Raw genomic sequence first — 19,682 nt, forward strand, 5'->3', positions numbered from 1 at the left:
ACATATGCTGTCGAAGTGACTGCCCGCCTACGGCCTGAGCTGGCCGGGCTGCCAGTTTACGTTCCTGGTAAGACCGTGCCGGGTTCGATGAAACTGGCCAGCAACGAGACGGTGTTCGGCCCGCTGCCCAGTGTCCGCGCCGCCATCGAGCAAGCGACCGACGTCGTCAACCGCTATCCGGACAACGGCTGCGTCCAACTCAAAGCGGCGCTGGCCAAGCATGTCGGTCCTGGTTTCGATCCCGAGCACATCGCTGTCGGCGCCGGTTCGGTCAGCCTGTGCCAGCAGCTGGTGCAGATCACCGCCTCGGCCGGCGACGAGGTGATCTTCGGCTGGCGCAGCTTCGAGCTCTACCCGCCGCTGGTTCAGGTCGCCGGCGCGGCCACTGTCAAGGTGGCGCTGACCGACCACACGTTCGACCTCGACGCGATGCTGGCCGCGATCACCGAACACACCCGGCTGATCTTCGTCTGCAATCCCAACAACCCGACCTCGACCGTCGTCGATCCCGACGCGCTGATCCGCTTCGCCGAGGCGGTTCCGTCGCACATCGTGATCGCGATCGACGAGGCCTACGTCGAATACATCCGCGACGGCATGCTGCCCGACAGTCTGGGCCTGGTCCGCGCACGCCGTAATGTCGTTGTGCTGCGTACCTTTTCGAAGGCCTACGGACTGGCCGGCCTGCGGGTCGGCTATGCGGTCGGCCACCCCGACCTGATCACGGCGTTGGACCAGGTGTTCGTGCCGTTCTCGGTCACGAACGTCTCGCAGGCGGCCGCGATCGCGTCGCTGGATGCCGCCGACGAATTGTTGGCCCGCACGGACGCTTTGGTCGCCGACCGGATTCGGGTGAGCGCCGGGCTGCGGGACGCCGGATTCACCCTGCCGCCGTCCCAGGCGAATTTCGTCTGGTTGCCCTTGGGCCCGCGCACCCGGGACTTCGTCACGCGCGCGGCCGACGCGGGCATCGTGGTTCGCCAGTACGCCGACGACGGAGTCCGCGTTTCGATCGGTGCGCCCAAGGAGAACGATGCACTGCTAGCGTTTGCCCGCAATTGGATCAGACACCCGGAGGTTGACGAATGAGTTTGGCCCGCAAGAACTTCAACGAATTGAAAGACCGGGCCGACGTCACCGACGCCGAGCTCGACGATTTCTGGGCGACGCTGGAGCCCGCGACGATCGACGAGATGATCGGCGAATGGAAGGGCGGGGACTTTCCGACCGGACACCGTGCGAACGGCATGCTCGAAAAGCTCCGCTGGTTCGGCAAGAACTTCAAGTCGATCTCGGACTGCCAGCCGCTGGTGTGTTTGGACGACGATGGCAACAAGTACTCCAACGTGGAGCGGATGAACGGCGAGGCCAGCCTGTGGCTGGAAGGCTTCCGCGGCGAGGTCACCGCCACGATGGTCTACGACGGGGCTCCCGTGCACGACCACTTCAAGAAGATCGACGACCAGGCCGTGATGGGCATCATGAACGGCAAGGGCGTGCTGGACAACGGCCGTCACTATTACTTCTACCTCGAACGCATATAGCCCCCTTGGCTTTTGAGTGTGCGCCTAGGATTTCGACGGCGCGCCCTGGGCAGGACTTCGCGGCGATTCTCCGCCCTGGGCACACTCGCCGGGCCGGGTCAGGACAGCAAGAACGAAGCTGAGAAGTGCTGCTATTTGCGAGATAAATAGTTAGCATGACACTCATGCGCACTACGCATATCGATCAGGTTGATCTGAATCTGCTGCCGCCATTGGTGGCCCTGCTGGAGGAGCAACACGTCTCGCGGGCGGCCGAGCGGGTCCGGCTGAGCCAGCCGGCAATGAGCCGCGCCCTGCAGCGGCTGCGCCGCCACTTCGGCGACGAGCTGCTGGTGCGTGGGCCGGACGGCTACTCGCTGACCCCGCGCGCCGAACGTCTTCGCGATCAACTCAGCACGGCTGTAACACATTTGGAGCAACTTTTTGCCACGGAGACGTTCGACCCGGCCACGGCCGCACAATCGTTTCGCCTCGCCGTCAGCGACTACACCGTCGCCACGTTCGGACCCGCGCTGGTGCGGACGGTGCTGGCCGAATCGCCCAATTCGGCGGTGAGTTGCGAAGTTCTGGACGAGCGCGCATTCGACAAGCTCGACGCGGGGACGATAGATCTGGCGGTCTATGGCCGGGTGGCACCCGAAAGATATTGCAGCCAATACCTTTTCAGTGATCGCTTCGTCTGCATCGTCGCCGCCGAGCACCCGCTGGCCGACCAGGCATCGGTTTCGCTGTCAACGTATCTGCGGTGGCCGCACTTGACCATCGACATCGGTCAGCCCTGGATCGATCGGGCGCTCGAGCCGCTCGGGGTCACGCGTCGCGTGGCGGTCAGCGTGCCCTACTTCGCGCTGGCGCCGAGCATCTTGCCGGGCACTGACCTCGTGTTGACCCTTCCGGAGCGGGTCGCCCGTAAGAACGCCGACCCCGCGCACACCCGAATCCTCGCGGCGCCTCGCGAGTTGATCGAGCTCGAGTTCTACGCGGTGTGGCACCCGCGCTTCGATCAAGACCCGTCCCACAGCTGGCTGCGAGAGAGGGTCCGCACCGCGTCCGAACCGACCGCATGACTAACTGGCCGGGTCGCGCCCGGTGAACGCGACCAGCTTCTCCAAAGCCCCGGCATCGGCGGGCACGTCGACCGGGTCGTCGAACCCGGCCGCGCCACGAAATTCCGGCCTGATCGTCTGGTGCGCCAGGTCCAGCACATATTCGGTCAATGGTTGAGGGGCATCGAGTTCGTGGCCCAGCGCGACAGCGTAATCCCAAGCGTGGACTAGGAATTCGATCGAGAAGATGCCGCACGCGGACTTAGCCGGCATCTCGCTCTTACCGAACGGCACCGTGCCGACCAGGCCATGTCGGTGCCACGCGTCCAACGCCGGGCGGGCCGCGACGATGATCTGTCGTTCCACCGAATCGCTGGGTTCGCGCTCCGGAATTTGCGCGCCGACCATCCCCCCGATGCCGGCGATCGATTTCAGCAGATGTTCGGTCAGCTGGTTCACGTCGTATTCGGTGCACGGTGTCTGCTTGGACAAATCGTCGGTGGCGATGGGATGCAGCACGCGCTGCAAGATCCCTAACGTGTCCTCGGCGCTGTGCAGTTCGTCCGTGGGCCGGGAACGGGGGCCGGGTCGCAAATCACGAGACATAATTCCCACGCTACGGTCTCGATATGGGCGATACCTACGAATCCGTCACCATCGAGATCAAAGATCACGTCGCGCAGGTGACGCTGATCGGACCCGGTAAGGGCAACGCGATGGGGCCCGCCTTCTGGGCGGAGATGCCGGACGTGTTCGGGACGCTGGACGCCGACCGAGACGTGCGCGCCATCGTCATCAGCGGATCGGGCAAGAACTTCAGCTACGGCCTGGACCTGCCCGCCATGGGCGGCACGTTCGCGCCGTTGCTGGCCGAAGGGGCGCTGGCCCGCCCCCGCACGGATTTTCACACCGAGCTACGGCGCATGCAGGGTGCGATCACCGCGATCGCCGACTGCCGCACCCCGACCATCGCCTCGGTGCACGGCTGGTGCATCGGCGGGGGCGTCGACCTGATCTCGGCGGTGGACATCCGCTATGCCAGCGCCGACGCCAAGTTCTCGGTGCGTGAAGTCAAACTCGCGATCGTCGCCGACGTCGGCAGCCTGGCCCGGCTGCCGCTGATCCTCAACGACGGCCATCTGCGCGAGCTGGCGCTCACCGGCAAGGACATCGACGCGGCCCGCGCCGAAAAGATCGGCCTCGTCAACGATGTCTACGCCGATGCCGAGGCCGCGCTGGCCGCCGCCCACGCCACTGCTGCCGAAATCGCCGCCAACCCGCCGCTGGCCGTCTACGGCGTCAAGGACGTGCTCGACCAGCAACGCACCGCGGCGGTGTCGGAAAGCCTGCGCTATGTCGCCGCCTGGAATTCAGCCTTCCTGCCGTCCAAAGACCTCACCGAGGGCATCCAGGCGACGTTCGCCAAGCGTCCGCCACAGTTCACCGGGGAGTAGCCGGGCGCCACGTACCCTCGCGGGAGTGGCAACGATGACTGCAGACGGCAAGATCCGTGTCCCGGCCGACCTGGACTCGGTCACCGCGCTCGGCGACGAGGACCACTCGGAGATCGATAGCGCCGCCGTCGAACGAATCTGGCAGGCCGCCCGCCACTGGTATCAGGCGGGCATGCACCCGGCGATCCAGCTGTGCATCCGGCACCGTGGTCGCGTCGTGCTCAACCGCGCCATCGGGCACGGCTGGGGCAATGCGCCGACCGACACCCCGGACGCCGAGAAGGTCCCCGTCACGACGGACACGCCGTTCTGCGTGTACTCGGCGGCCAAGGCCGTCGCCGCGACCGTGGTGCACCAACTGGTCGAGCGAGGCGTCTTTTCCCTTGACGACCGGGTGTGCGAGTACATGCCCACTTTCACCAGCCACGGCAAGGACCGCATCACGATCCGGCACGTGCTGACGCACAGCGCCGGCCTACCGTTTCCGACCGGGCCGCTGCCGGACCTCAGACGGACCGACGATCACGAGTACGTGCAGGAGATGCTGAGCAATCTGCGGCCGCTGTATCGGCCGGGGTTGATCCACCTGTATCACGCGCTGACCTGGGGCCCATTGATCCGCGAGATCGTCTACACGGCCGCCGGCAAGGACATCCGCGAAATCCTGGCCGCCGAAATTCTTGACCCACTTGGGTTTCGGTGGACCAACTTCGGCGTCGCCAAACAAGACCTCGATCTGGTCGCCCCGAGCCATGCCACCGGACGGCCGCTACCGCCGGTGATCGCGCAGATATTCCGGAAGGCCATCGGCGGCACGGTGCACGAAATGATCCCGGTGACGAACCAGCCCTTCTTCTTGACCACCGTGATCCCGTCGTCCAATACCGTCTCGACCGCCAATGAGATGTCGCGGTTCGCCGAAATCTGGCGCCGCTATGGAGAACTCGATGGTGTGCGGGTATTGCAGGCGGAAACGTTGCGGGGCGCGGTCACCGAATCACGGCGGCTACGACCGGATTTCGCGGTCGGCCTGATGCCGGCGCGCTGGGGTACCGGCTTCATTCTCGGCACCAACCGGTGGGGTCCGTTCGGGCGCAATGCGCCGGAAGCGTTCGGCAGCCTGGGCTTGAGCAACATCGCAATCTGGGCCGACCCTCAGCGCCACCTGGCAGCCGGTCTGATCAGCAGCGGCAAACCCGGTCGCGATCCGGAACTGCGCCGCTACTCGACACTGATGAACACCATCGCCGCGCAGATTCCGGCCGATTGAGCACGCCGGCAGTGGGAACACTGCACTAATGGCCAACTATCGAGTGCTCAACCCGCAAGGAGAGGTCGTCGCGACCAAGGACATCGCCGGCGCCGAGGACGCGCACGCCTGGTTCGTCGACAGCAAGGCCGACAACACCGAACTGGGCTGGCGCATGGAAGTCGAGCACGACGGCGAGTGGTCGTTTTTCGACGACACCGAGGGTGGCGGCAGCTAAACCGTGTCTTGCGGGTCCGCCCGCCGGGAGAATGGCCTTTACGTCCAAGCCTTTCGAGCGACAATGATGCATGGATTCGGACCGGTTTCGCGAGCTGCTGGGCGCGCCCGGGCCATTCGCGTCGGTCTACTTCGAAGATTCGGATGACGACGACGACCCCAGTCCGCAGCTCGAACTGACGTGGCTCGCGCTGCGCAGGGAGCTCGAGCAGCAAGGCGCGGACGAATCGATCACCGCGGCAATCGAACACGCCGTGATGGAACTGCGGCTGCCAATCGGCCGCGGCGGGCGCGCGGTGGTGGCCACCGCGGGCGGGGTCGTCCTCAACGAACACCTCCTGCGGCCAACTTCCGGGCCGATCGTCCGAGTTTCCGAATTGCCCTACATCGTCCCCATTCTCGAGTTCGGTGTCGTGCATTCGGATTACCTGCTGGTGGTGGCCGACCGAACCGGCGCGTTCATCACCAGCCACGTCGATGCAACGCGGTTCTCCGAAGCCGTCGACTCCGGCGCGCTGCCGGGTCAGCGACTGCCCACGGTCGCGAACCGAATCGGCGAACTCGTTCACGACACGTCGTTTGGCGAGCTGTTCCTGGTCGGCGATCAGGAATCGCGTTCGAATCTGCTGGCGGCGCTGCCGGAACCGATCCGCAAGCGGATGACCACGCTGCCGATCGCGGACCGGCGCGGTGGCTATGACTTCGAGGAGATTCAGCGGGCCATCGACACCACCCTGCTGTGGCAACGGCAGGGCACGATGGACACCACCGCGGCGCGCTTCACCGACGAAATGGGCCGCCAATCCGGGCTGGCCACCGAGGGACTCGGTGCGGTCTGCACGGCCCTGAGCCAGGGCTTGGTCGACACCCTGATCATCGGGGACATCGACGACGCCACGGTGGTCGCCGACGAAAGCATGACAACGGTCGCTGCCACCGCCGCCGGCCTGCCGCGGCAAAGCGCCGCGACCGCCAAGACGGTACGGGCCGACGAGGCACTGCCGCTGTTGGCGATTTCGGCGGGCGCGTCGGTGGTGCGCACCGACGAGCGAATCTCCCCGGCCGACGGCGTCGGCGCGATTCTTCGCTGCGCGCCGACGCCCGATCGGCCGCGGCGCTGAACACTGCGGTGGCGGAGGGATTTGAACCCCCGGACGGTTTTAGCCGTCTCTCGCTTTCAAGGCGAGTGCATTAGGCCGCTCTGCCACGCCACCGCTGACAAGGGTAACGGGGCTAGTACCGTGGCCCGCATGCGCGCCATCGTCGCCGAATCTCCCGACCACCTCGTCTGGCAAGAGGTCCCCGATGTCTCGGCCGGGCCCGGTGAGGTGCTGATCAAGGTCACCGCGGCCGGAGTCAACCGCGCCGACGTGCTGCAGGCCGCCGGCAAGTATCCGCCGCCGCCGGGAGCCAGCGAGATCATCGGCATGGAGGTATCCGGCGTCATCGCAGAATTGGGTTCCGGCGTGACGGAATGGTCTGTCGGACAAGAGGTTTGCGCGCTGTTAGCAGGCGGTGGCTATGCCGAGTACGTCGCGGTTCCCGCGGCGCAGGTGCTGCCGATTCCAGACGGCGTCACGCTCGAGGATGCCGCGGGCCTGCCCGAGGTGGCCTGCACGGTGTGGTCGAACCTGGTGCTCACCGCGCACCTGCACGAGGGCCAGCTGCTGCTGATGCATGGTGGCGCCAGCGGTATCGGCACCCACGCGATTCAGGTCGCGCGGGCGCTGGGCGCCCGGGTGGCGGTCACCGCCGGTTCGGCGGCCAAACTGGATACCTGTCGCGAGCTGGGCGCCGAGATCACCGTCAACTACCGCGACGACGACTTCGTCGCGCGGCTGCAGGAATGCGGCGGCGCCGATGTGATCTTCGACATCATGGGTGCCTCCTACCTGGACCGCAATCTCGACGCGCTGGCCACCGACGGGCAGCTGGTCATCATCGGCATGCAGGGCGGGCTCAAGGGTGAGCTCAACATCGGCAAGCTGTTGCCCAAGCGGTTGCGCGTCATCGGCACCACGCTGCGGGGCCGGCCGGTGAGCGGCCCGAACAGCAAGGGTGAGATCGTCGCGGCCGTGACCGAGTCGGTGTGGCCGATGATCGCCGACGGCCGGGTCCGGCCGATCATCGGCGCTCGCATGCCGATTCAGCAGGCCGGCGACGCCCACCAGAAGCTGGTATCGGGCGACGTGCACGGGAAGATCGTGCTGACCGTTTAGCTGTCGAGTGTGCGCTCAGGGCGGCCAGTGTGCAGCTAGGTCGACCTGGATGCACACTCGACGCAACAGCCGGCGGCACACGCGGCGCGTCCCCGCGTTAACCCAGCGACGCGAGCGCGCGGACCAGCTGATCGACCTCGGCCATCGTCGAGTAGTGCGCCAGCCCGACCGTCACGGCGCCGCCAACTTCGTTGGCGCCCAGCGCATCCAGCACACGCGAGCTCTCGTTGGAGACGGCCAGAATTCCGTTGTCCGCCAAGCGCTGTACGACCCGTTCGGCGGGCACGCCCTGTAATGCGAAGCTGACGAGCGGGATCCGCACCTCCGGGCGACCGATCAGCATCATCAACGGCAACGACCGCAGCGAGACCATCAGGTAGTCGAAGATCCGGTTGAGGTAGGCGGTGGCGGATTGCATCGACACCGACAGCCGCTCGCGTCGGCTGCCGCGGGCCGATTCGTCCAGTGCCGCAAGGTATTCGATGCTGGCGACCACGCCGGCTAACAGTCCGAACTGATGTGCGCCCACCTCGAGGCGAGCCGGGCCCGCGGCGTTGGGATCGGTGGAGACGGAGCTGAACGAGTTGATCATCGCCGGATCCCGGAACACGATCGCGCCGACCGGCGGGCCGCCCCAGGCCGTCGCGTTGACCGCCACCACGTCGACCTCGGTCTCTTTGACGTCGAGCAGCCGGTACGGCGCGGCCGCGGAGTGGTCGACGATCACCAACCCGCCGACGTCGTGCACCAGCTTGGTCATCGCCCGCAGATCGGTGACCGTGCCCAGCGTTCCCGACGCCGAGGTGACCGCGACCAGTCGCGTCGACTTCCCAATCAGGCTCTCCCACTGCCACGTCGGCAGCTCACCCGTCTCGATGTCGACCTCGGCCCATTTCACCTTGGCGCCGTAGCGGTGCGCCGCACGCAGCCACGGGGCGATGTTCGCCTCGTCGTCCAGTCGGCTGACGACCACCTCGTAGCCCAGACCCGCCCGCGAGGAAGACGCCTCGGCCAGCGAGGACAGCAGGATCGCGCGATCGGCGCCCAGCACGATGCCCGCCGGGTCGGCGTTGAACAGATCCGCCACGGCCGCGCGCGCCGCTTCCAGCACGGCGGCGCTGCGCTGCGCCGACGGGTGCGCTCCCACGCTGGTGGCACTGGAGCGGCGGAAGGCGGTGGAGACGGTGGTCGCAACGGAATCAGGGATCAGCATCCCGGTGGGCGCATCGAAGTGCACCCATCCGTCACCCAGTGACGGATGCAGTCCGCGCACCCGGGCGACGTCGTAAGCCATGCAGCCACCTTAGAGCTTCCGCGCTAGAGCGAAATTGTGACGATAGCGGGTGCCACAGGCGTTAGAGCCAGCCGGTGGCTGCCCGAGCCAGGTCACCCGGCCAGCCATACTAGTCCAGTGGGGCTCTGGATCGGAACGCTGATCGCACTGTTTTTGCTGATCGCCCCGGGGGCAATCGTTGCGCGTATCGCCCAGCTAACGTGGCCGATCGCGGTCGCGGTTGGCCCGGCGCTGACCTACGGTGTCGTCGCGCTGGCGATCATCCCTTACGGCGCGCTCGGAATCCCTTGGAACGGTTGGACTGCGTTCGCAGCGCTGGCGGTCGTGTGTGTGGCGGCGACGGGTTTGCAGTTGCTCCTGGCCCGCTACCGCGACACCGCCGCCGAGGCCAGGGGCATCGCCGGGTGGCCGGCCATGGTGGTCGGAGCCGGGGTGGCGCTGGGCACGCTGCTGATCATGTGGGCGGTCTACCGCGGGCTGGCCGCTCACTGGCAGACCGTCCCCAGCACCTGGGATGCGGTGTGGCATGCGAACGAAGTGCGCTACATACTCGACACCGGCCAGGCCTCGTCCACCCATATGGGCGAGCTGCGCAACGTCGAGACCCACCAGGCGTTGTACTACCCCTCGGTGTTCCATGCCCTGACCGCGGTGTTCTGCCAGCTCACTGGAGCGGCCCCGACCACCGGCTACACCCTGAACTCGATCGCGGCCTCGATCTGGCTGTTTCCGACCAGCGCGGCAATGCTGACCTGGCATCTGTTGCGCCCGACGATGATGCCGGGCCGCACGGCCGCGATCTCGGCCACCGCGGCCGCACTGTCGGCGTCGTTCACCTCGGTGCCCTACGTCGAGTTCGGCGTGGCCGCAATGCCCAACCTGGCGGCATACGGCGTCGCAATCCCGACATTCCTGCTGATCACCTCGACACTGCGGCATCGCGATCGCATCCCGATGGCGGTGCTGGCGCTGGTCGGTGTGCTGTCGGTACACCTGACCGGCGGATTCATCGTCATCCTGTTCCTGCTGGGCTGGTGGCTGCTGGACGTGCTGTGGCGTCCGGTGCGCGGACGGCTCGCCGACGCCGCAATCCTGGCCACGGTGGCGGTACCGACCGGGGTGATTCTGGCGCCGCAGTTCATCGGGGTGCTCAAACAGGCCGATATCATCGCCGGGCATGCCTTCCCCAGCTTCAAGAGCGCCAAGCAGGGGGTCATCGATGCGCTGCTGCTGCACACCCGCCACCTCAACGATTTTCCGATCCAGTACGGCCTGGTCGTGCTGATGTATCTCGGCATGGCGTATCTGCTGTACAAGCGGATCTGGTGGCCGGCGGCGGTCTGGGTGGTGCTGACGGTGGCGACCGTCTATTCGGGGGCCCCGTTTCACAACGCGGCCGGCGCCGTGATCGAGGAGTTCAGCCAGTTCTTCTACAACGATCCGCGCCGCCTCACCTCGGTGGTGACGATGCTGGTGACGCCGATGGCTGCCATCGCGTTGTTCGGCGCGGTCGCGCTGACGGTCGCGATCGCCAAACGAATCACCGACCGGTTCAAGCAGTTGCCCACACCGTTCTGGGTGTCGACCGCCGCGGTCCTGCTGGTGCTGACGACCGTGTTCAGCGCGCGGCACTACTTCTACCGGCACCTGGTGCTGTTCGGCGACAAATACGACTCGGTGATGATCGACCAGCGCGACCTGATGGCGATGGCGTACTTGTCCAAGCTGCCCGGCGCGCACAACACCCTGATCGCCAATGCGAACACCGATGGCACCGCGTGGATGTACGCGGTGGCCGATTTACACCCGCTGTGGACCCATTACGACTTCCCGCAGCAGACCGGGCCGGGACCGCAGCGCTACGTCATCTGGGCTTACGCCAACCGTGGCGACTCCGATCCGAAGGTCGTCGAGGCGATCAAGGCGCTGAATATCCGCTACATCTACACCAGTCAACCGACGGTTCGCGGGTTCGCCGTCCCCGACGGACTAGTGTCGCTGGAAAAATCGAAGTCGTGGGCGCTGATCTACGACAACGGCGGGGCCAGAATTTACGAATGGCGCGGAAATGCCACACCGCCCCGCCCCTAGACCTACCAGAGGATGGTGACCGGATTGACTAACGGCAACGACGGCCCAGACGCCGACGGCGTCGAGATCATCGGCGGTGTCGATCCGCGAATCATGGCGCTTCGCGATGCCGGTGGCGATGACGACGACTCCGACGAGCGTTCCCTGACTGACCTTGTCGAGCAGCCCGCCAAGGTGATGCGCATCGGCACGATGATCAAGCAACTACTGGAAGAGGTACGGGCGGCTCCGCTCGACGAGGCCAGCCGCAAGCGGTTGCGCGACATCCATGCCACCAGCATCCGGGAGCTGGAGGACGGGCTCGCGCCGGAGCTTCGCGAGGAACTCGATCGCCTCACCCTGCCGTTCGCCGACGACGCCGAGCCGTCGGACGCCGAGCTGCGCATCGCGCAGGCCCAGCTGGTCGGCTGGCTCGAGGGCCTGTTCCACGGGATCCAGACCGCTCTGTTCGCCCAGCAGATGGCCGCCCGCGCGCAGCTCGAGCAGATGCGCCAGGGAGCACTGCCCCCGGGCATCGGGCGCCACGGTCCGGGCTCGGGCACCGGGCAGTACCTATAAGAGCAGGCGTCAGTGTCAGGTCCTCGCGGTCCGCATATCGAGACCAGTAACGCGTGGGTGGAATTCCCTATCTTCGACGCGAAGTCGCGATCGCTGAAGAAGGCCTTCCTCGGCAAGGCCGGCGGCGCGATCGGTCGCAACACCTCCAACGTCGTCGTGGTCGAAGCGTTGCGCGATATCACCATGTCACTCGAGCTAGGCGACCGCGTCGGCCTGGTCGGCCATAACGGAGCTGGCAAATCGACTCTGCTGCGCCTACTTTCGGGTATCTATGAACCCACCCGGGGCTGGGCGAGAGTCACCGGTCGGGTCGCGCCGGTGTTCGACCTCGGCGTCGGGATGGACCCGGAGATCTCCGGCTACGAGAACATCATCATCCGCGGACTGTTTCTGGGGCAGACCCGAAAGCAGATGCTGGCCAAGGTCGACGAGATCGCCGAGTTCACCGAGCTCGGTGATTATCTGTCGATGCCGCTGCGCACGTATTCCACCGGGATGCGGGTCCGGCTGGCGATGGGCGTGGTCACCAGTATTGACCCCGAGATCCTGCTGCTCGACGAGGGCATCGGCGCCGTCGACGCCGATTTCCTGAAGAAGGCGCAGTCGCGATTGCAGGGCCTGGTGGAACGCTCCGGAATCCTGGTTTTCGCAAGCCATTCCAACGAATTCCTGGCCAGGCTGTGCAAGACCGCGATGTGGATCGACCACGGTGTTATCCGCCAAACCGGCGGCATCGAAGACGTGGTGCGCGCTTACGAGGGCGAGGACGCCGCCCGGCACGTCCGCGAGGTGCTGGAAGAGACCCGGCTGCAGATCCAGGCGGAAAAGCCGTTGGCGCAAAGCGCTTCCGGGGATGAGTGAATCCATCGTCGCCGTCGTGGTCACGCACCGGCGCGCGCAGGAACTCGCCAAGTCGCTGGGCATGCTCAGCACGCAATCCCGGCTGCCCGACCACCTGATCGTCGTCGACAACGACGGCGGCGCGGATAGCCGGATCCGTGATCTCGTTGCTGCCCAGCCGATCCCGACCACTTACCTCGCGTCACGCCGAAACCTAGGCGGCGCAGGCGGTTTCGCGCTGGGCATGCTGCACGCGCTGGCGCAGGGCGCCGATTGGGTGTGGCTGGCCGACGACGACGGACGTCCCCAGGACTCGCAGGTGCTGGCCACGCTGCTGGCCTGCGCCGATAAGCACGGGCTGGCCGAGGTGTCGCCGATGGTATGCAACTCCGACGATCCCGAGCGGCTGGCCTTCCCGTTGCGGCGCGGCCTGGTATGGCGCAGGCGCGCAAGCGAATTGCGCACTGAAACGGGACAGGACCTGCTGCCCGGGATCGCGTCGCTGTTCAACGGCGCGTTGTTCCGGGCGTCCACCCTGGACGCCGTCGGCGTCCCGGACATGCGGCTGTTCATCCGGGGCGACGAGGTGGAGTTGCATCGCCGGCTGGTGCGCTCGGGCCTGCCGTTCGGGACCAGTCTGGACGCGACCTACCTGCACCCCTGTGGATCCGACGAATTCCGGCCGATCCTGGGCGGCCGGATGCACACGCAGTATCCCGACAACGCGACCAAGCGGTTCTACACCTACCGCAACCGCGGCTATCTGCTGTCCCAACCGGGTCTGCGCAAGCTGCTGGTCCAGGAGTGGGTTCGGTTCGGCTGGTTCTTCCTGATATCGCGGCGCGATCCCAAGGGCCTGCTGGAGTGGATTCGGTTGCGCCGCTTGGGACGTCGTGAGCAATTCGGTAAGCCCAGTGGCGATCGGGAGCGCGGCGCAGCCGGGCGAACCGGGTCGCCACCATCGGAACCCAGTGGCGATCGGGAGCGCGGCGCAGCCGGGCGAACCGGGTCGCCACCATCGGAACCCAGTGGCGATCGGGAGCGCGGCGCAGCCGGGCGAACCGGGTCGCCACCATCCGGACCTGGAGGAACCCCGTGACATTCATCGACGCCGCCGCACAGTCACGGACCTTCACCCGGGCCCGCAACGATCTGGTCGACGGGTTTCGCCGTCGTGAGCTGTGGCTGCACCTGGGCTGGCAGGACATCAAGCAGCGTTACCGCCGCTCGGTGCTGGGCCCGTTCTGGATCACGATCGCCACCGGGACGACGGCCGTCGCGATGGGCGGGCTGTATTCGAAGCTGTTCCACCTCGAACTGGCCAAGCATCTGCCGTATGTGACGCTGGGCCTGATCATTTGGAACCTGATCAATGCCGCCATCCTGGAAGGCGCCGACGTGTTCGTCGCCAACGAGGGTCTGATCAAGCAGTTGCCGACGCCGTTGAGCGTGCACGTCTACCGGTTGGTGTGGCGACAGATGATCCTGTTCGGCCACAACATCGTCATCTACGTCGTCGTCGCGATGATCTATCCCAAGCCGTGGTCGTGGGCCGACCTGTCCGTGATTCCGGCGCTGGCGCTCATCGTGCTCAATTGCATCTGGGTTTCGCTGTGCTTCGGCATTCTGGCGACCCGCTACCGCGACATCGGTCCGCTGCTGTTCTCGATCGTGCAGTTGCTGTTCTTCATGACGCCGATCATCTGGAACGACGACACCTTGCGCCAGCAGGGTGCGGGCAGCTGGGCCAAGATCGTCGAACTCAACCCGCTGCTGCACTATCTCGACATCGTGCGGGCGCCGTTGCTGGGCGCCCACCAGGAGATGCGGCACTGGGCGGTGGTGCTGGCCCTGACCGTCGTCGGCTGGCTGCTGGCGGCGTTCGCGATGCGGCAATACCGCGCCCGGGTGCCGTACTGGGTCTAGCCGCGGGCCGTGCTCTGGGCGGCGTGAATTCGAAGTGGCTCCACACATCGGCGCATGAGAGATTGCTGCCATAGACTGCGCCCCAGCGGGGGATTTCGCGAATGGCAAGGTGGCGCCAGCCGACGTGAGTGAGATCAGCCGCATCACCACCGGCCTCGGCCTGTCGCTGTCGAGCGCGGCGCTGCTGGTGATCATGTGGCCGTCGTTCGGCAACCTCTGGTGGCTCTGCTTCATCGCGTTCGTGCCGATGTATGCCGCCCAATACCGGGTGCTGCCCCGTCGCTGGAGCGCGGTACCGGTGGCAACAGCCTTCGCGGGTTATTACCTGGGGCTGCTCATGCACATCGCTTCGGCACTGTCGGTGGGCGTCATCATCGGCGGCGCACTAGCGTTCGGGTTCATCGGCCTGGTCGTCGGGGTGTTCCTGCGGCCCTTCGCCGAGCGGACGGGTTACCGCTGGTTCGTCGTGCAATTTGGCTTGCTCTGGGTGGCGATCGATCTGCTGCTGCAGGACAACGAGTTCGACGGAACGCATCTGTGGATCGCCTACCGGTTGGCCGACCTCCCGCAAATCGTGCAGCCGATCAGCATCACCGGCGCGCCGGCGCTGAGTTTGCTGCTGCACGTCGTCAACGCCGCGGTGGCGCTCGTGGTCATCTCGTTGCTGGACCGCCGTTGGCCGCAGTGGGCCGACACTGTCGTCCCCCGCCGCGCGCTGGCGTGGTCGGTGGTGATCCCGGTTGTGGTGATGATCGCCTGGACGGGCACCAGCCTGGCGATCTTCCATGACGTCTCGGACCGGATGGGACCCAGGGTCCGCGTCGCCACCGTCCAGCCCGGGCTCGACAACACCTTCCCCGGGACACTGGCATCCGCGGATTTCTCGCACGGCCGCAGCCAAGAAGAGCGGATCAAAGACCAGATCGCACAGCTCAGCGCCATGACGCGGGCGGCCTCGGCGCAGGGCGCGAAGGTGGTGGTGTGGCCCGAGGAGACGCTCGACTACGACCCCCGGGTGAGCCACCCTGACTGGATCCCGGCGCTCGTCCGGCAGACCGGGGTCTACCTGGCCATGGGGTTCACGCCGGACGCCGCCAACGACGCCGCGCCCAACACCGCACTGCTGTGGAGTCCGGCCGGTGAGGTGGTGGCGGTCTACTACAAGACCATGCGGGTGCTGACCGCCGGAGAAGCCTTCACACCCGGCCGGGTCTACCCGGCGGTCCCCACACCCCAGGGTGTGCTGGGCATGGTCATCTGCTTCGACATGGACTTCCCGAATGGTCCGACCCGCCGAACGGTTCTCAACGGCGCCCAGATGGTGCTGTCCCCCAGCCTCGACCTGCCGTCCAAAGTCGATATTCGCAAGTCCATGGCGGTCTTCCGGGCGGTCGAGAACAGGGTCGCGCTCGTCAAGGCCGACGTGGCGTGGGACTCGATGCTGGTGGCTCCGAACGGAGAAGTGATCACCGGGACCGCGGTGCACGATGAGCTGGGCGGCCAGGCGCTGTTGGTCGCCGACGTTCCGCTCGGCCCGCGCGGCGCGCCGTTCACGCACTACGGGGACGCACCATTTCAGTGGCTCGAATACGCGGCGACAGCGGCGCTGCTGTGCGTCATGGCGGTGTCCTGGCGCCGTACTGCGTCTAGTGTGCGGCGTCGGTGACGATCATCTCGTCATCGCTGGTGGCCCAGGCCCTGGTGAAGAGGTCCAGGGACACCGTCTCGTTCGCGCCATCATCGGCACCGCTGTCGTTCATGTGCACCTGGGAGTTGACGACGTCGATCCCGGTGACCACGACCGCGTGGTCGGAGGTGGGCTGACCGTTGCGGTCCTTGGCATCCACCGGCTGGCCCCAGATCATCTCGCCGTTCACCTCGACGATCACCTTTCGACCGCCGGCCAAGTACTGCTTGAGGGCGGCCATGCCGCTGGCGAGACCCGTCGTGGGCGCGTCGCTGATGTTGGTCAACCTGGCAGTGACGCCGTAGTGCGCCAGCAGTAAGGGCAGGTCTTCCGGGCTGGTGCCCTGGCCGCTGTTCGGGTCGTTGGTGTTCTTCGGCAGGGTGTAGATCGACCCCGGGTGGCTCTGGCTCGGCAGCTTCTGGGCCAGCGCGATGATCTCCTGCTCCGAGACCGGGTGGCCGGTCACCTCGCCGATCACGTCGGCGGTGGCCATCAACGCGCAGTCGTCGTAGGTCTGCGGCTTCCAGAACGCGGCGGCCGCGGCCGGGTCTCCGTACATCCCACCGGAGCTGACGTCGTCGGCGTGCGCCAACCCGGTCGCGAAGGCGAGGCTCGCAAGGATAGCGATGATCGCGAGACCGGCGGTCCGAGTGGCCTTTCCGGCCAGCTTGGCGGTTGTCATGATGGGCTCCTTTGCTCATCTGCGCCTGGCGATTGAGGTGCGTGCGGAAAGGCTCGGTCATCGCCCTCTATGAATCCTTGGAACCGGGGGCGGCGCCAAGGATCCTTTGAGAATCCGCCAAGACCCCGGCCAGACGCTGTCCTGACTGGAAAAGCCCTGAACAACAGCCGATTTGGCGGGGCGCCGGCGCACCGAGAAAGGTCTGGAATGCACTCGATTCGACAGTGCGATGCCGGCGTCTATCCTTGCGGCAAACGTGCCGAAACTCGACGCTGGAACCCGTCGATGGAGGAATATGCGATCGTGAGCGACGCCTTGGCAATCGGTTGTGTGGGGAAGCTGGTCGTGGCAACGCGCGGCGATCGCGGCCCGGGCGAGGTGTTGGTGACCGTGCGGGGGTCGAAGGAGACGTTCCTGGCCTGGTCTGACGATCCGTTACCCAAGGGCAGCAGGGTATTAGTGGTCGAGATCCGGGGTGGGCGGACCGTGGTGGTCGAACCCTGGCATGACGCGGCCGACTCGGACTAGGCGTGAAATCCCTTGCTAGACAACATCAACCGTAAGGAGTTCAACAATGCTCGGTTATAGGGTGCCCGCGCCGGACGAGGCGATGCTGATCTCGGGCGGTAAGGCCAAGGGCAATGCGCCGTTCCGCGTGGTCACCGGCCACGGCGCCTTCGTCATCCCGTTCTTCCGCAAGGCCGCGTTCCTGACGCTGGCCATGTGCGAATCCGAAGTGGCCGAGAAGTGTGTCACTCAACAGGGAATCACGCTCAACGTCCGGGCGGTGATCGCCTTCAAAGTCGGCAACGACACCGAGAGCGTCATCAGCGCCGCGCAGCGATTCCTGTCCGAGCAGGACCAGATGTCGGTGCTCACCGGCCGGATCTTCGCCGGGCACCTGCGCTCGATCATCGGCTCGATGACCGTCGAGCAGATCATCCGCGAACGTCAGAAGCTGGCCACCGAGGTGCTCGACGGCTCCAAGGAGGAGATGGCCCGCATCGGTCTTACCGTCGACGCGCTGCAGATCCAATCCATCGACGACGACGGCCTGGGCTACATCAATGCGATGTCGGCGCCGCACAACGCGGCCATCCAGCAGCAGGCGCAGATCGCTCAGGCGCAGGCGAACCAGGCGGCCGCCGAAGCCGAGCAGGAGTCGCAGCGCAAGCAGGCGGAGTTCGCCCGCCAGACCGCGATCGTCAAGGCACAGTACAAGGCCGAGGTCGACAAGGCCCAAGCCGAAGCCGCGCAGGCCGGGCCGCTGGCCGAAGCCGAGGCACAGCGCGAGGTGCTGCAGATGCGGACCGAACTGGCCCAGCGCGCCGCCGAGCTGCGCCAGCAGGAGCTGGTCGCCGAGGTGGTCAAGCCCGCCGAGGCCGAAGCCGAACGGGTGCGGATCCTGGCCGTCGCCGACGCGGAGAAAATGAAGATCCAGGCCGAGGCGGCGGCGTCGAACAACCGGGTCGCTCTCGACCAGGCGCTGATCCAGCAGCTGCCGCAGATCGTCGAGAAGGCCGCGATCGGCCTGTCCAACTCCAACCTCACGGTGCTCAACGGCGCCGACGGCCTCAGCCAGGTGGCCGCCGGGCTGGTGTCGCAGGGCCTGGCCATCTACGAAGCGCTGCGCGGCGAGGTCGTCGAGTATGACGCCAAGGAAAGTTCGCTGGTTCCCAACGGCGAATCGCACGAGTAATACGCTCCCGGCAGCGCGGATTCCGCCGCCGCCCGGTCGGCGCGCGCGTGTATAACCGATGACAACCGCTTGCCGGATATCGGTGGCGGCCGAGTTCGTGTGGTGCAACACTGGAACACCACAAATTCACCACCAGGCAAATTAGCGCGCTTCGTGACAGAAACGGGCACCGCGGAAGGTCGACGGACGTGAGTAAAAAAGTCCAATCAGTGGCGGATGCGGCGCGGGAGAACCTCGCCGCGGAGCTGGACCGGCTGCGGCAGCGGCGCGACGCGCTCGAGGCCGAGGTGAAGGACGACCGCGGGATGATCGGCGATCACGGCGACGCGGCCGAGGCCATCCAGCGAGCAGAGGAACTGGTGGGCCTCGGCGACCGGATCAACGAGCTGGACCGGCGGCTGCGGGCCGGGCCGTCGCATTCCGACGAGGACGAGGCGCTGCCCGGCGGCACCGAACTGACCCTGAAGTTCGCCGACGGCGAGGTCGTCACGATGCACGTCATCTCGATCGTCGAGGAGACCCCCGTCGGTCGCGAGGCCGAGACGTTGACGTCGCACAGCCCGTTGGCGCTGGCCCTGGTGGGACACAAGGCGGGCGACAAGGTCACCTACTCCACCCCGCAGGGTGAAAGCCAGGTCGAACTGATCTCGGTGAAGCTGCCGAAATAGCTGCCGCTGGGGCGGCCACGACCCCGATAAACTCCCCCAATGCTTCCCCCGGAGCCGGGTACCGCGCCGGCGCGCCTGAGTCTGACCACCCAGATCGTGCGCTTCGTGGCGACGGGCGGGCTGGCTGCCGTCGTCGACTTCAGCCTGTACATGCTGCTGTGGAAAGTCCTGGGCGTGCAGGTCGACTTGTCCAAGGCCACCAGTTTCGTGGTGGGCACCATTACCGCCTACCTGATCAACCGACGGTGGACCTTCCAGGCGGAGCCGAGCACCGCGCGGTTCGTCGCGGTCATGGTCCTCTACGGCGTCACCTTCGCGGTCCAGGTCGGGCTCAACCACTTGTGCCTGGTGTTGATGCACTACAGAGGGTGGGCGGCCGTGGTCGCGTTCGTGATCGCGCAGGGCACTGCCACGGTGATCAACTTCATCGTGCAGCGAGTCGTAATCTTCCGCATACACTGAGCCGTCCCGCGCAAGCGGTACCCTCT

The 19,682-nt window shown here is 66.3% G+C and carries 20 protein-coding genes, 1 tRNA gene and 1 pseudogene; 18 read left to right on the top strand and 4 right to left on the bottom strand.

Going from position 1 to position 19,682, the window contains the following annotated elements; genetic code table 11:
* Positions 1-15 precede the first annotated feature (15 nt).
* From AC5Y5O_RS10230 to AC5Y5O_RS10240, 3 genes are all read left to right on the top strand, one after another.
* Complete coding sequence (locus AC5Y5O_RS10230) at positions 16-1,089, top strand: aromatic amino acid aminotransferase (protein WP_096290559.1); 1,074 nt, start codon at positions 16-18, stop codon at positions 1,087-1,089.
* A complete protein-coding gene (locus tag AC5Y5O_RS10235) occupies positions 1,086-1,544 on the top strand; it encodes a DUF4334 domain-containing protein (protein WP_096290560.1) in 459 nt (152 codons plus the stop codon). The genes AC5Y5O_RS10230 and AC5Y5O_RS10235 overlap by 4 nt, the downstream gene beginning before the upstream one ends.
* 164 nt (positions 1,545-1,708) lie before the next feature.
* Positions 1,709-2,611 (top strand): LysR family transcriptional regulator, encoded by a 903-nt coding sequence (locus AC5Y5O_RS10240; RefSeq protein WP_096290561.1) that lies wholly within the window; start codon positions 1,709-1,711, stop codon positions 2,609-2,611.
* On the opposite strand, the gene AC5Y5O_RS10245 is transcribed toward AC5Y5O_RS10240, so the two are convergent.
* Positions 2,612-3,196 (bottom strand): TIGR03086 family metal-binding protein, encoded by a 585-nt coding sequence (locus tag AC5Y5O_RS10245; protein ID WP_207768616.1) that lies wholly within the window; start codon positions 3,194-3,196, stop codon positions 2,612-2,614. It abuts the gene before it with no gap.
* 23 nt (positions 3,197-3,219) lie between these two features.
* Here AC5Y5O_RS10245 and AC5Y5O_RS10250 point away from each other — a divergent pair, with 23 nt between their 5' ends.
* From AC5Y5O_RS10250 to AC5Y5O_RS10265, 4 genes are all read left to right on the top strand, one after another.
* Positions 3,220-4,044 carry a crotonase/enoyl-CoA hydratase family protein gene (locus AC5Y5O_RS10250; protein ID WP_500024946.1) on the top strand — a complete coding sequence of 275 codons (825 nt, stop codon included), beginning with the start codon at positions 3,220-3,222 and terminating at the stop codon, positions 4,042-4,044.
* A 34-nt stretch (positions 4,045-4,078) separates the two neighbouring features.
* Complete coding sequence (gene lipE, locus AC5Y5O_RS10255; protein ID WP_096291442.1) at positions 4,079-5,314, top strand: lipase LipE; 1,236 nt, start codon at positions 4,079-4,081, stop codon at positions 5,312-5,314.
* A 28-nt stretch (positions 5,315-5,342) separates the two neighbouring features.
* Positions 5,343-5,531 carry a hypothetical protein gene (locus tag AC5Y5O_RS10260; protein ID WP_096290564.1) on the top strand — a complete coding sequence of 63 codons (189 nt, stop codon included), beginning with the start codon at positions 5,343-5,345 and terminating at the stop codon, positions 5,529-5,531.
* 70 nt (positions 5,532-5,601) lie between these two features.
* Entirely contained in the window at positions 5,602-6,651 is a 1,050-nt protein-coding gene (locus AC5Y5O_RS10265) for a baeRF2 domain-containing protein (RefSeq protein WP_096290565.1), read from the top strand.
* 6 nt (positions 6,652-6,657) lie between these two features.
* Here AC5Y5O_RS10265 and AC5Y5O_RS10270 read toward each other — a convergent pair.
* Positions 6,658-6,744: transfer RNA gene (locus AC5Y5O_RS10270), tRNA-Ser, on the bottom strand.
* 36 nt (positions 6,745-6,780) lie between these two features.
* Here AC5Y5O_RS10270 and AC5Y5O_RS10275 point away from each other — a divergent pair.
* Positions 6,781-7,749 carry an NAD(P)H-quinone oxidoreductase gene (locus AC5Y5O_RS10275; protein WP_096290568.1) on the top strand — a complete coding sequence of 323 codons (969 nt, stop codon included), beginning with the start codon at positions 6,781-6,783 and terminating at the stop codon, positions 7,747-7,749.
* A gap of 97 nt (positions 7,750-7,846) precedes the next feature.
* Here AC5Y5O_RS10275 and AC5Y5O_RS10280 read toward each other — a convergent pair whose 3' ends face one another.
* Positions 7,847-9,043 carry a cysteine desulfurase-like protein gene (locus AC5Y5O_RS10280; protein ID WP_096290569.1) on the bottom strand — a complete coding sequence of 399 codons (1,197 nt, stop codon included), beginning with the start codon at positions 9,041-9,043 and terminating at the stop codon, positions 7,847-7,849.
* Positions 9,044-9,160: 117 nt separating this feature from the next.
* On the opposite strand from AC5Y5O_RS10280, the gene AC5Y5O_RS10285 reads away from it, so the two are divergent.
* The 6 genes and pseudogenes from AC5Y5O_RS10285 to AC5Y5O_RS10310 all read left to right on the top strand — a co-directional run bounded on the left by AC5Y5O_RS10285 (position 9,161) and on the right by AC5Y5O_RS10310 (position 16,124).
* Entirely contained in the window at positions 9,161-11,134 is a 1,974-nt protein-coding gene (locus AC5Y5O_RS10285) for a DUF6541 family protein (RefSeq protein WP_500024949.1), read from the top strand.
* Positions 11,135-11,146: 12 nt separating this feature from the next.
* Positions 11,147-11,692: a bacterial proteasome activator family protein gene (locus tag AC5Y5O_RS10290; protein ID WP_096290571.1), complete on the top strand. Its 546-nt coding sequence runs from the start codon at positions 11,147-11,149 to the stop codon at positions 11,690-11,692.
* A gap of 12 nt (positions 11,693-11,704) precedes the next feature.
* Positions 11,705-12,553 carry a galactan export ABC transporter ATP-binding subunit Wzt/RfbE gene (wzt, locus tag AC5Y5O_RS10295; RefSeq protein WP_096290572.1) on the top strand — a complete coding sequence of 283 codons (849 nt, stop codon included), beginning with the start codon at positions 11,705-11,707 and terminating at the stop codon, positions 12,551-12,553.
* Positions 12,546-13,451: pseudogene (gene glfT1, locus AC5Y5O_RS10300) on the top strand (galactofuranosyltransferase GlfT1); the annotation flags it as partial. The gene wzt and the pseudogene glfT1, both read left to right, overlap by 8 nt.
* A 176-nt stretch (positions 13,452-13,627) precedes the next feature.
* Entirely contained in the window at positions 13,628-14,458 is an 831-nt protein-coding gene (gene wzm, locus AC5Y5O_RS10305) for a galactan export ABC transporter permease subunit Wzm/RfbD (RefSeq protein ID WP_500024952.1), read from the top strand.
* 124 nt (positions 14,459-14,582) lie between these two features.
* Positions 14,583-16,124 (top strand): nitrilase-related carbon-nitrogen hydrolase, encoded by a 1,542-nt coding sequence (locus AC5Y5O_RS10310; protein ID WP_500024954.1) that lies wholly within the window; start codon positions 14,583-14,585, stop codon positions 16,122-16,124.
* Here the strand turns inward: AC5Y5O_RS10310 and AC5Y5O_RS10315 are convergent.
* Positions 16,105-16,827, bottom strand: a complete 723-nt coding sequence (locus AC5Y5O_RS10315) for a C39 family peptidase (RefSeq protein WP_096290576.1) — start codon at positions 16,825-16,827, stop codon at positions 16,105-16,107. The genes AC5Y5O_RS10310 and AC5Y5O_RS10315 overlap by 20 nt on opposite strands.
* Positions 16,828-17,130: 303 nt before the next feature.
* Here AC5Y5O_RS10315 and AC5Y5O_RS10320 point away from each other — a divergent pair, with 303 nt between their 5' ends.
* The 4 genes from AC5Y5O_RS10320 (at position 17,131) to AC5Y5O_RS10335 (ending at position 19,656) form a co-directional block, all read left to right on the top strand.
* Positions 17,131-17,355 carry an NfeD C-terminal domain-containing protein gene (locus AC5Y5O_RS10320; protein WP_096291443.1) on the top strand — a complete coding sequence of 75 codons (225 nt, stop codon included), beginning with the start codon at positions 17,131-17,133 and terminating at the stop codon, positions 17,353-17,355.
* Positions 17,356-17,401: 46 nt separating this feature from the next.
* Positions 17,402-18,526, top strand: coding sequence for an SPFH domain-containing protein (locus AC5Y5O_RS10325; protein WP_096290577.1), 1,125 nt, complete (start codon positions 17,402-17,404; stop codon positions 18,524-18,526).
* 188 nt (positions 18,527-18,714) lie between these two features.
* Positions 18,715-19,194: a GreA/GreB family elongation factor gene (locus AC5Y5O_RS10330; RefSeq protein WP_096290578.1), complete on the top strand. Its 480-nt coding sequence runs from the start codon at positions 18,715-18,717 to the stop codon at positions 19,192-19,194.
* Positions 19,195-19,290: 96 nt separating this feature from the next.
* The gene (locus tag AC5Y5O_RS10335) at positions 19,291-19,656 is read left to right on the top strand and encodes a GtrA family protein (RefSeq protein ID WP_500025127.1); all 366 of its coding nucleotides are present in this window, start codon (positions 19,291-19,293) and stop codon (positions 19,654-19,656) included.
* The last annotated feature ends 26 nt before the right edge of the window (positions 19,657-19,682 follow it).

Source organism: Mycobacterium sp. NGS40 (assembly GCF_059812735.1).

What these genes read in the sequence shown, in the direction of transcription:
- AC5Y5O_RS10235 (WP_096290560.1), top strand. Translation starts at nt 1,086, where the DNA reads ATGAGTTTGGCCCGCAAGAACTTCAACGAATTGAAAGACCGGGCCGAC.
- AC5Y5O_RS10240 (WP_096290561.1), top strand. Translation starts at nt 1,709, where the DNA reads ATGCGCACTACGCATATCGATCAGGTTGATCTGAATCTGCTGCCGCCA.
- AC5Y5O_RS10245 (WP_207768616.1), bottom strand. Translation starts at nt 3,196, where the DNA reads ATGTCTCGTGATTTGCGACCCGGCCCCCGTTCCCGGCCCACGGACGAA.
- AC5Y5O_RS10250 (WP_500024946.1), top strand. Translation starts at nt 3,220, where the DNA reads ATGGGCGATACCTACGAATCCGTCACCATCGAGATCAAAGATCACGTC.
- lipE (WP_096291442.1), top strand. Translation starts at nt 4,079, where the DNA reads ATGACTGCAGACGGCAAGATCCGTGTCCCGGCCGACCTGGACTCGGTC.
- AC5Y5O_RS10260 (WP_096290564.1), top strand. Translation starts at nt 5,343, where the DNA reads ATGGCCAACTATCGAGTGCTCAACCCGCAAGGAGAGGTCGTCGCGACC.
- AC5Y5O_RS10265 (WP_096290565.1), top strand. Translation starts at nt 5,602, where the DNA reads ATGGATTCGGACCGGTTTCGCGAGCTGCTGGGCGCGCCCGGGCCATTC.
- AC5Y5O_RS10275 (WP_096290568.1), top strand. Translation starts at nt 6,781, where the DNA reads ATGCGCGCCATCGTCGCCGAATCTCCCGACCACCTCGTCTGGCAAGAG.
- AC5Y5O_RS10280 (WP_096290569.1), bottom strand. Translation starts at nt 9,043, where the DNA reads ATGGCTTACGACGTCGCCCGGGTGCGCGGACTGCATCCGTCACTGGGT.
- AC5Y5O_RS10290 (WP_096290571.1), top strand. Translation starts at nt 11,147, where the DNA reads ATGGTGACCGGATTGACTAACGGCAACGACGGCCCAGACGCCGACGGC.
- AC5Y5O_RS10315 (WP_096290576.1), bottom strand. Translation starts at nt 16,827, where the DNA reads ATGACAACCGCCAAGCTGGCCGGAAAGGCCACTCGGACCGCCGGTCTC.
- AC5Y5O_RS10325 (WP_096290577.1), top strand. Translation starts at nt 17,402, where the DNA reads ATGCTCGGTTATAGGGTGCCCGCGCCGGACGAGGCGATGCTGATCTCG.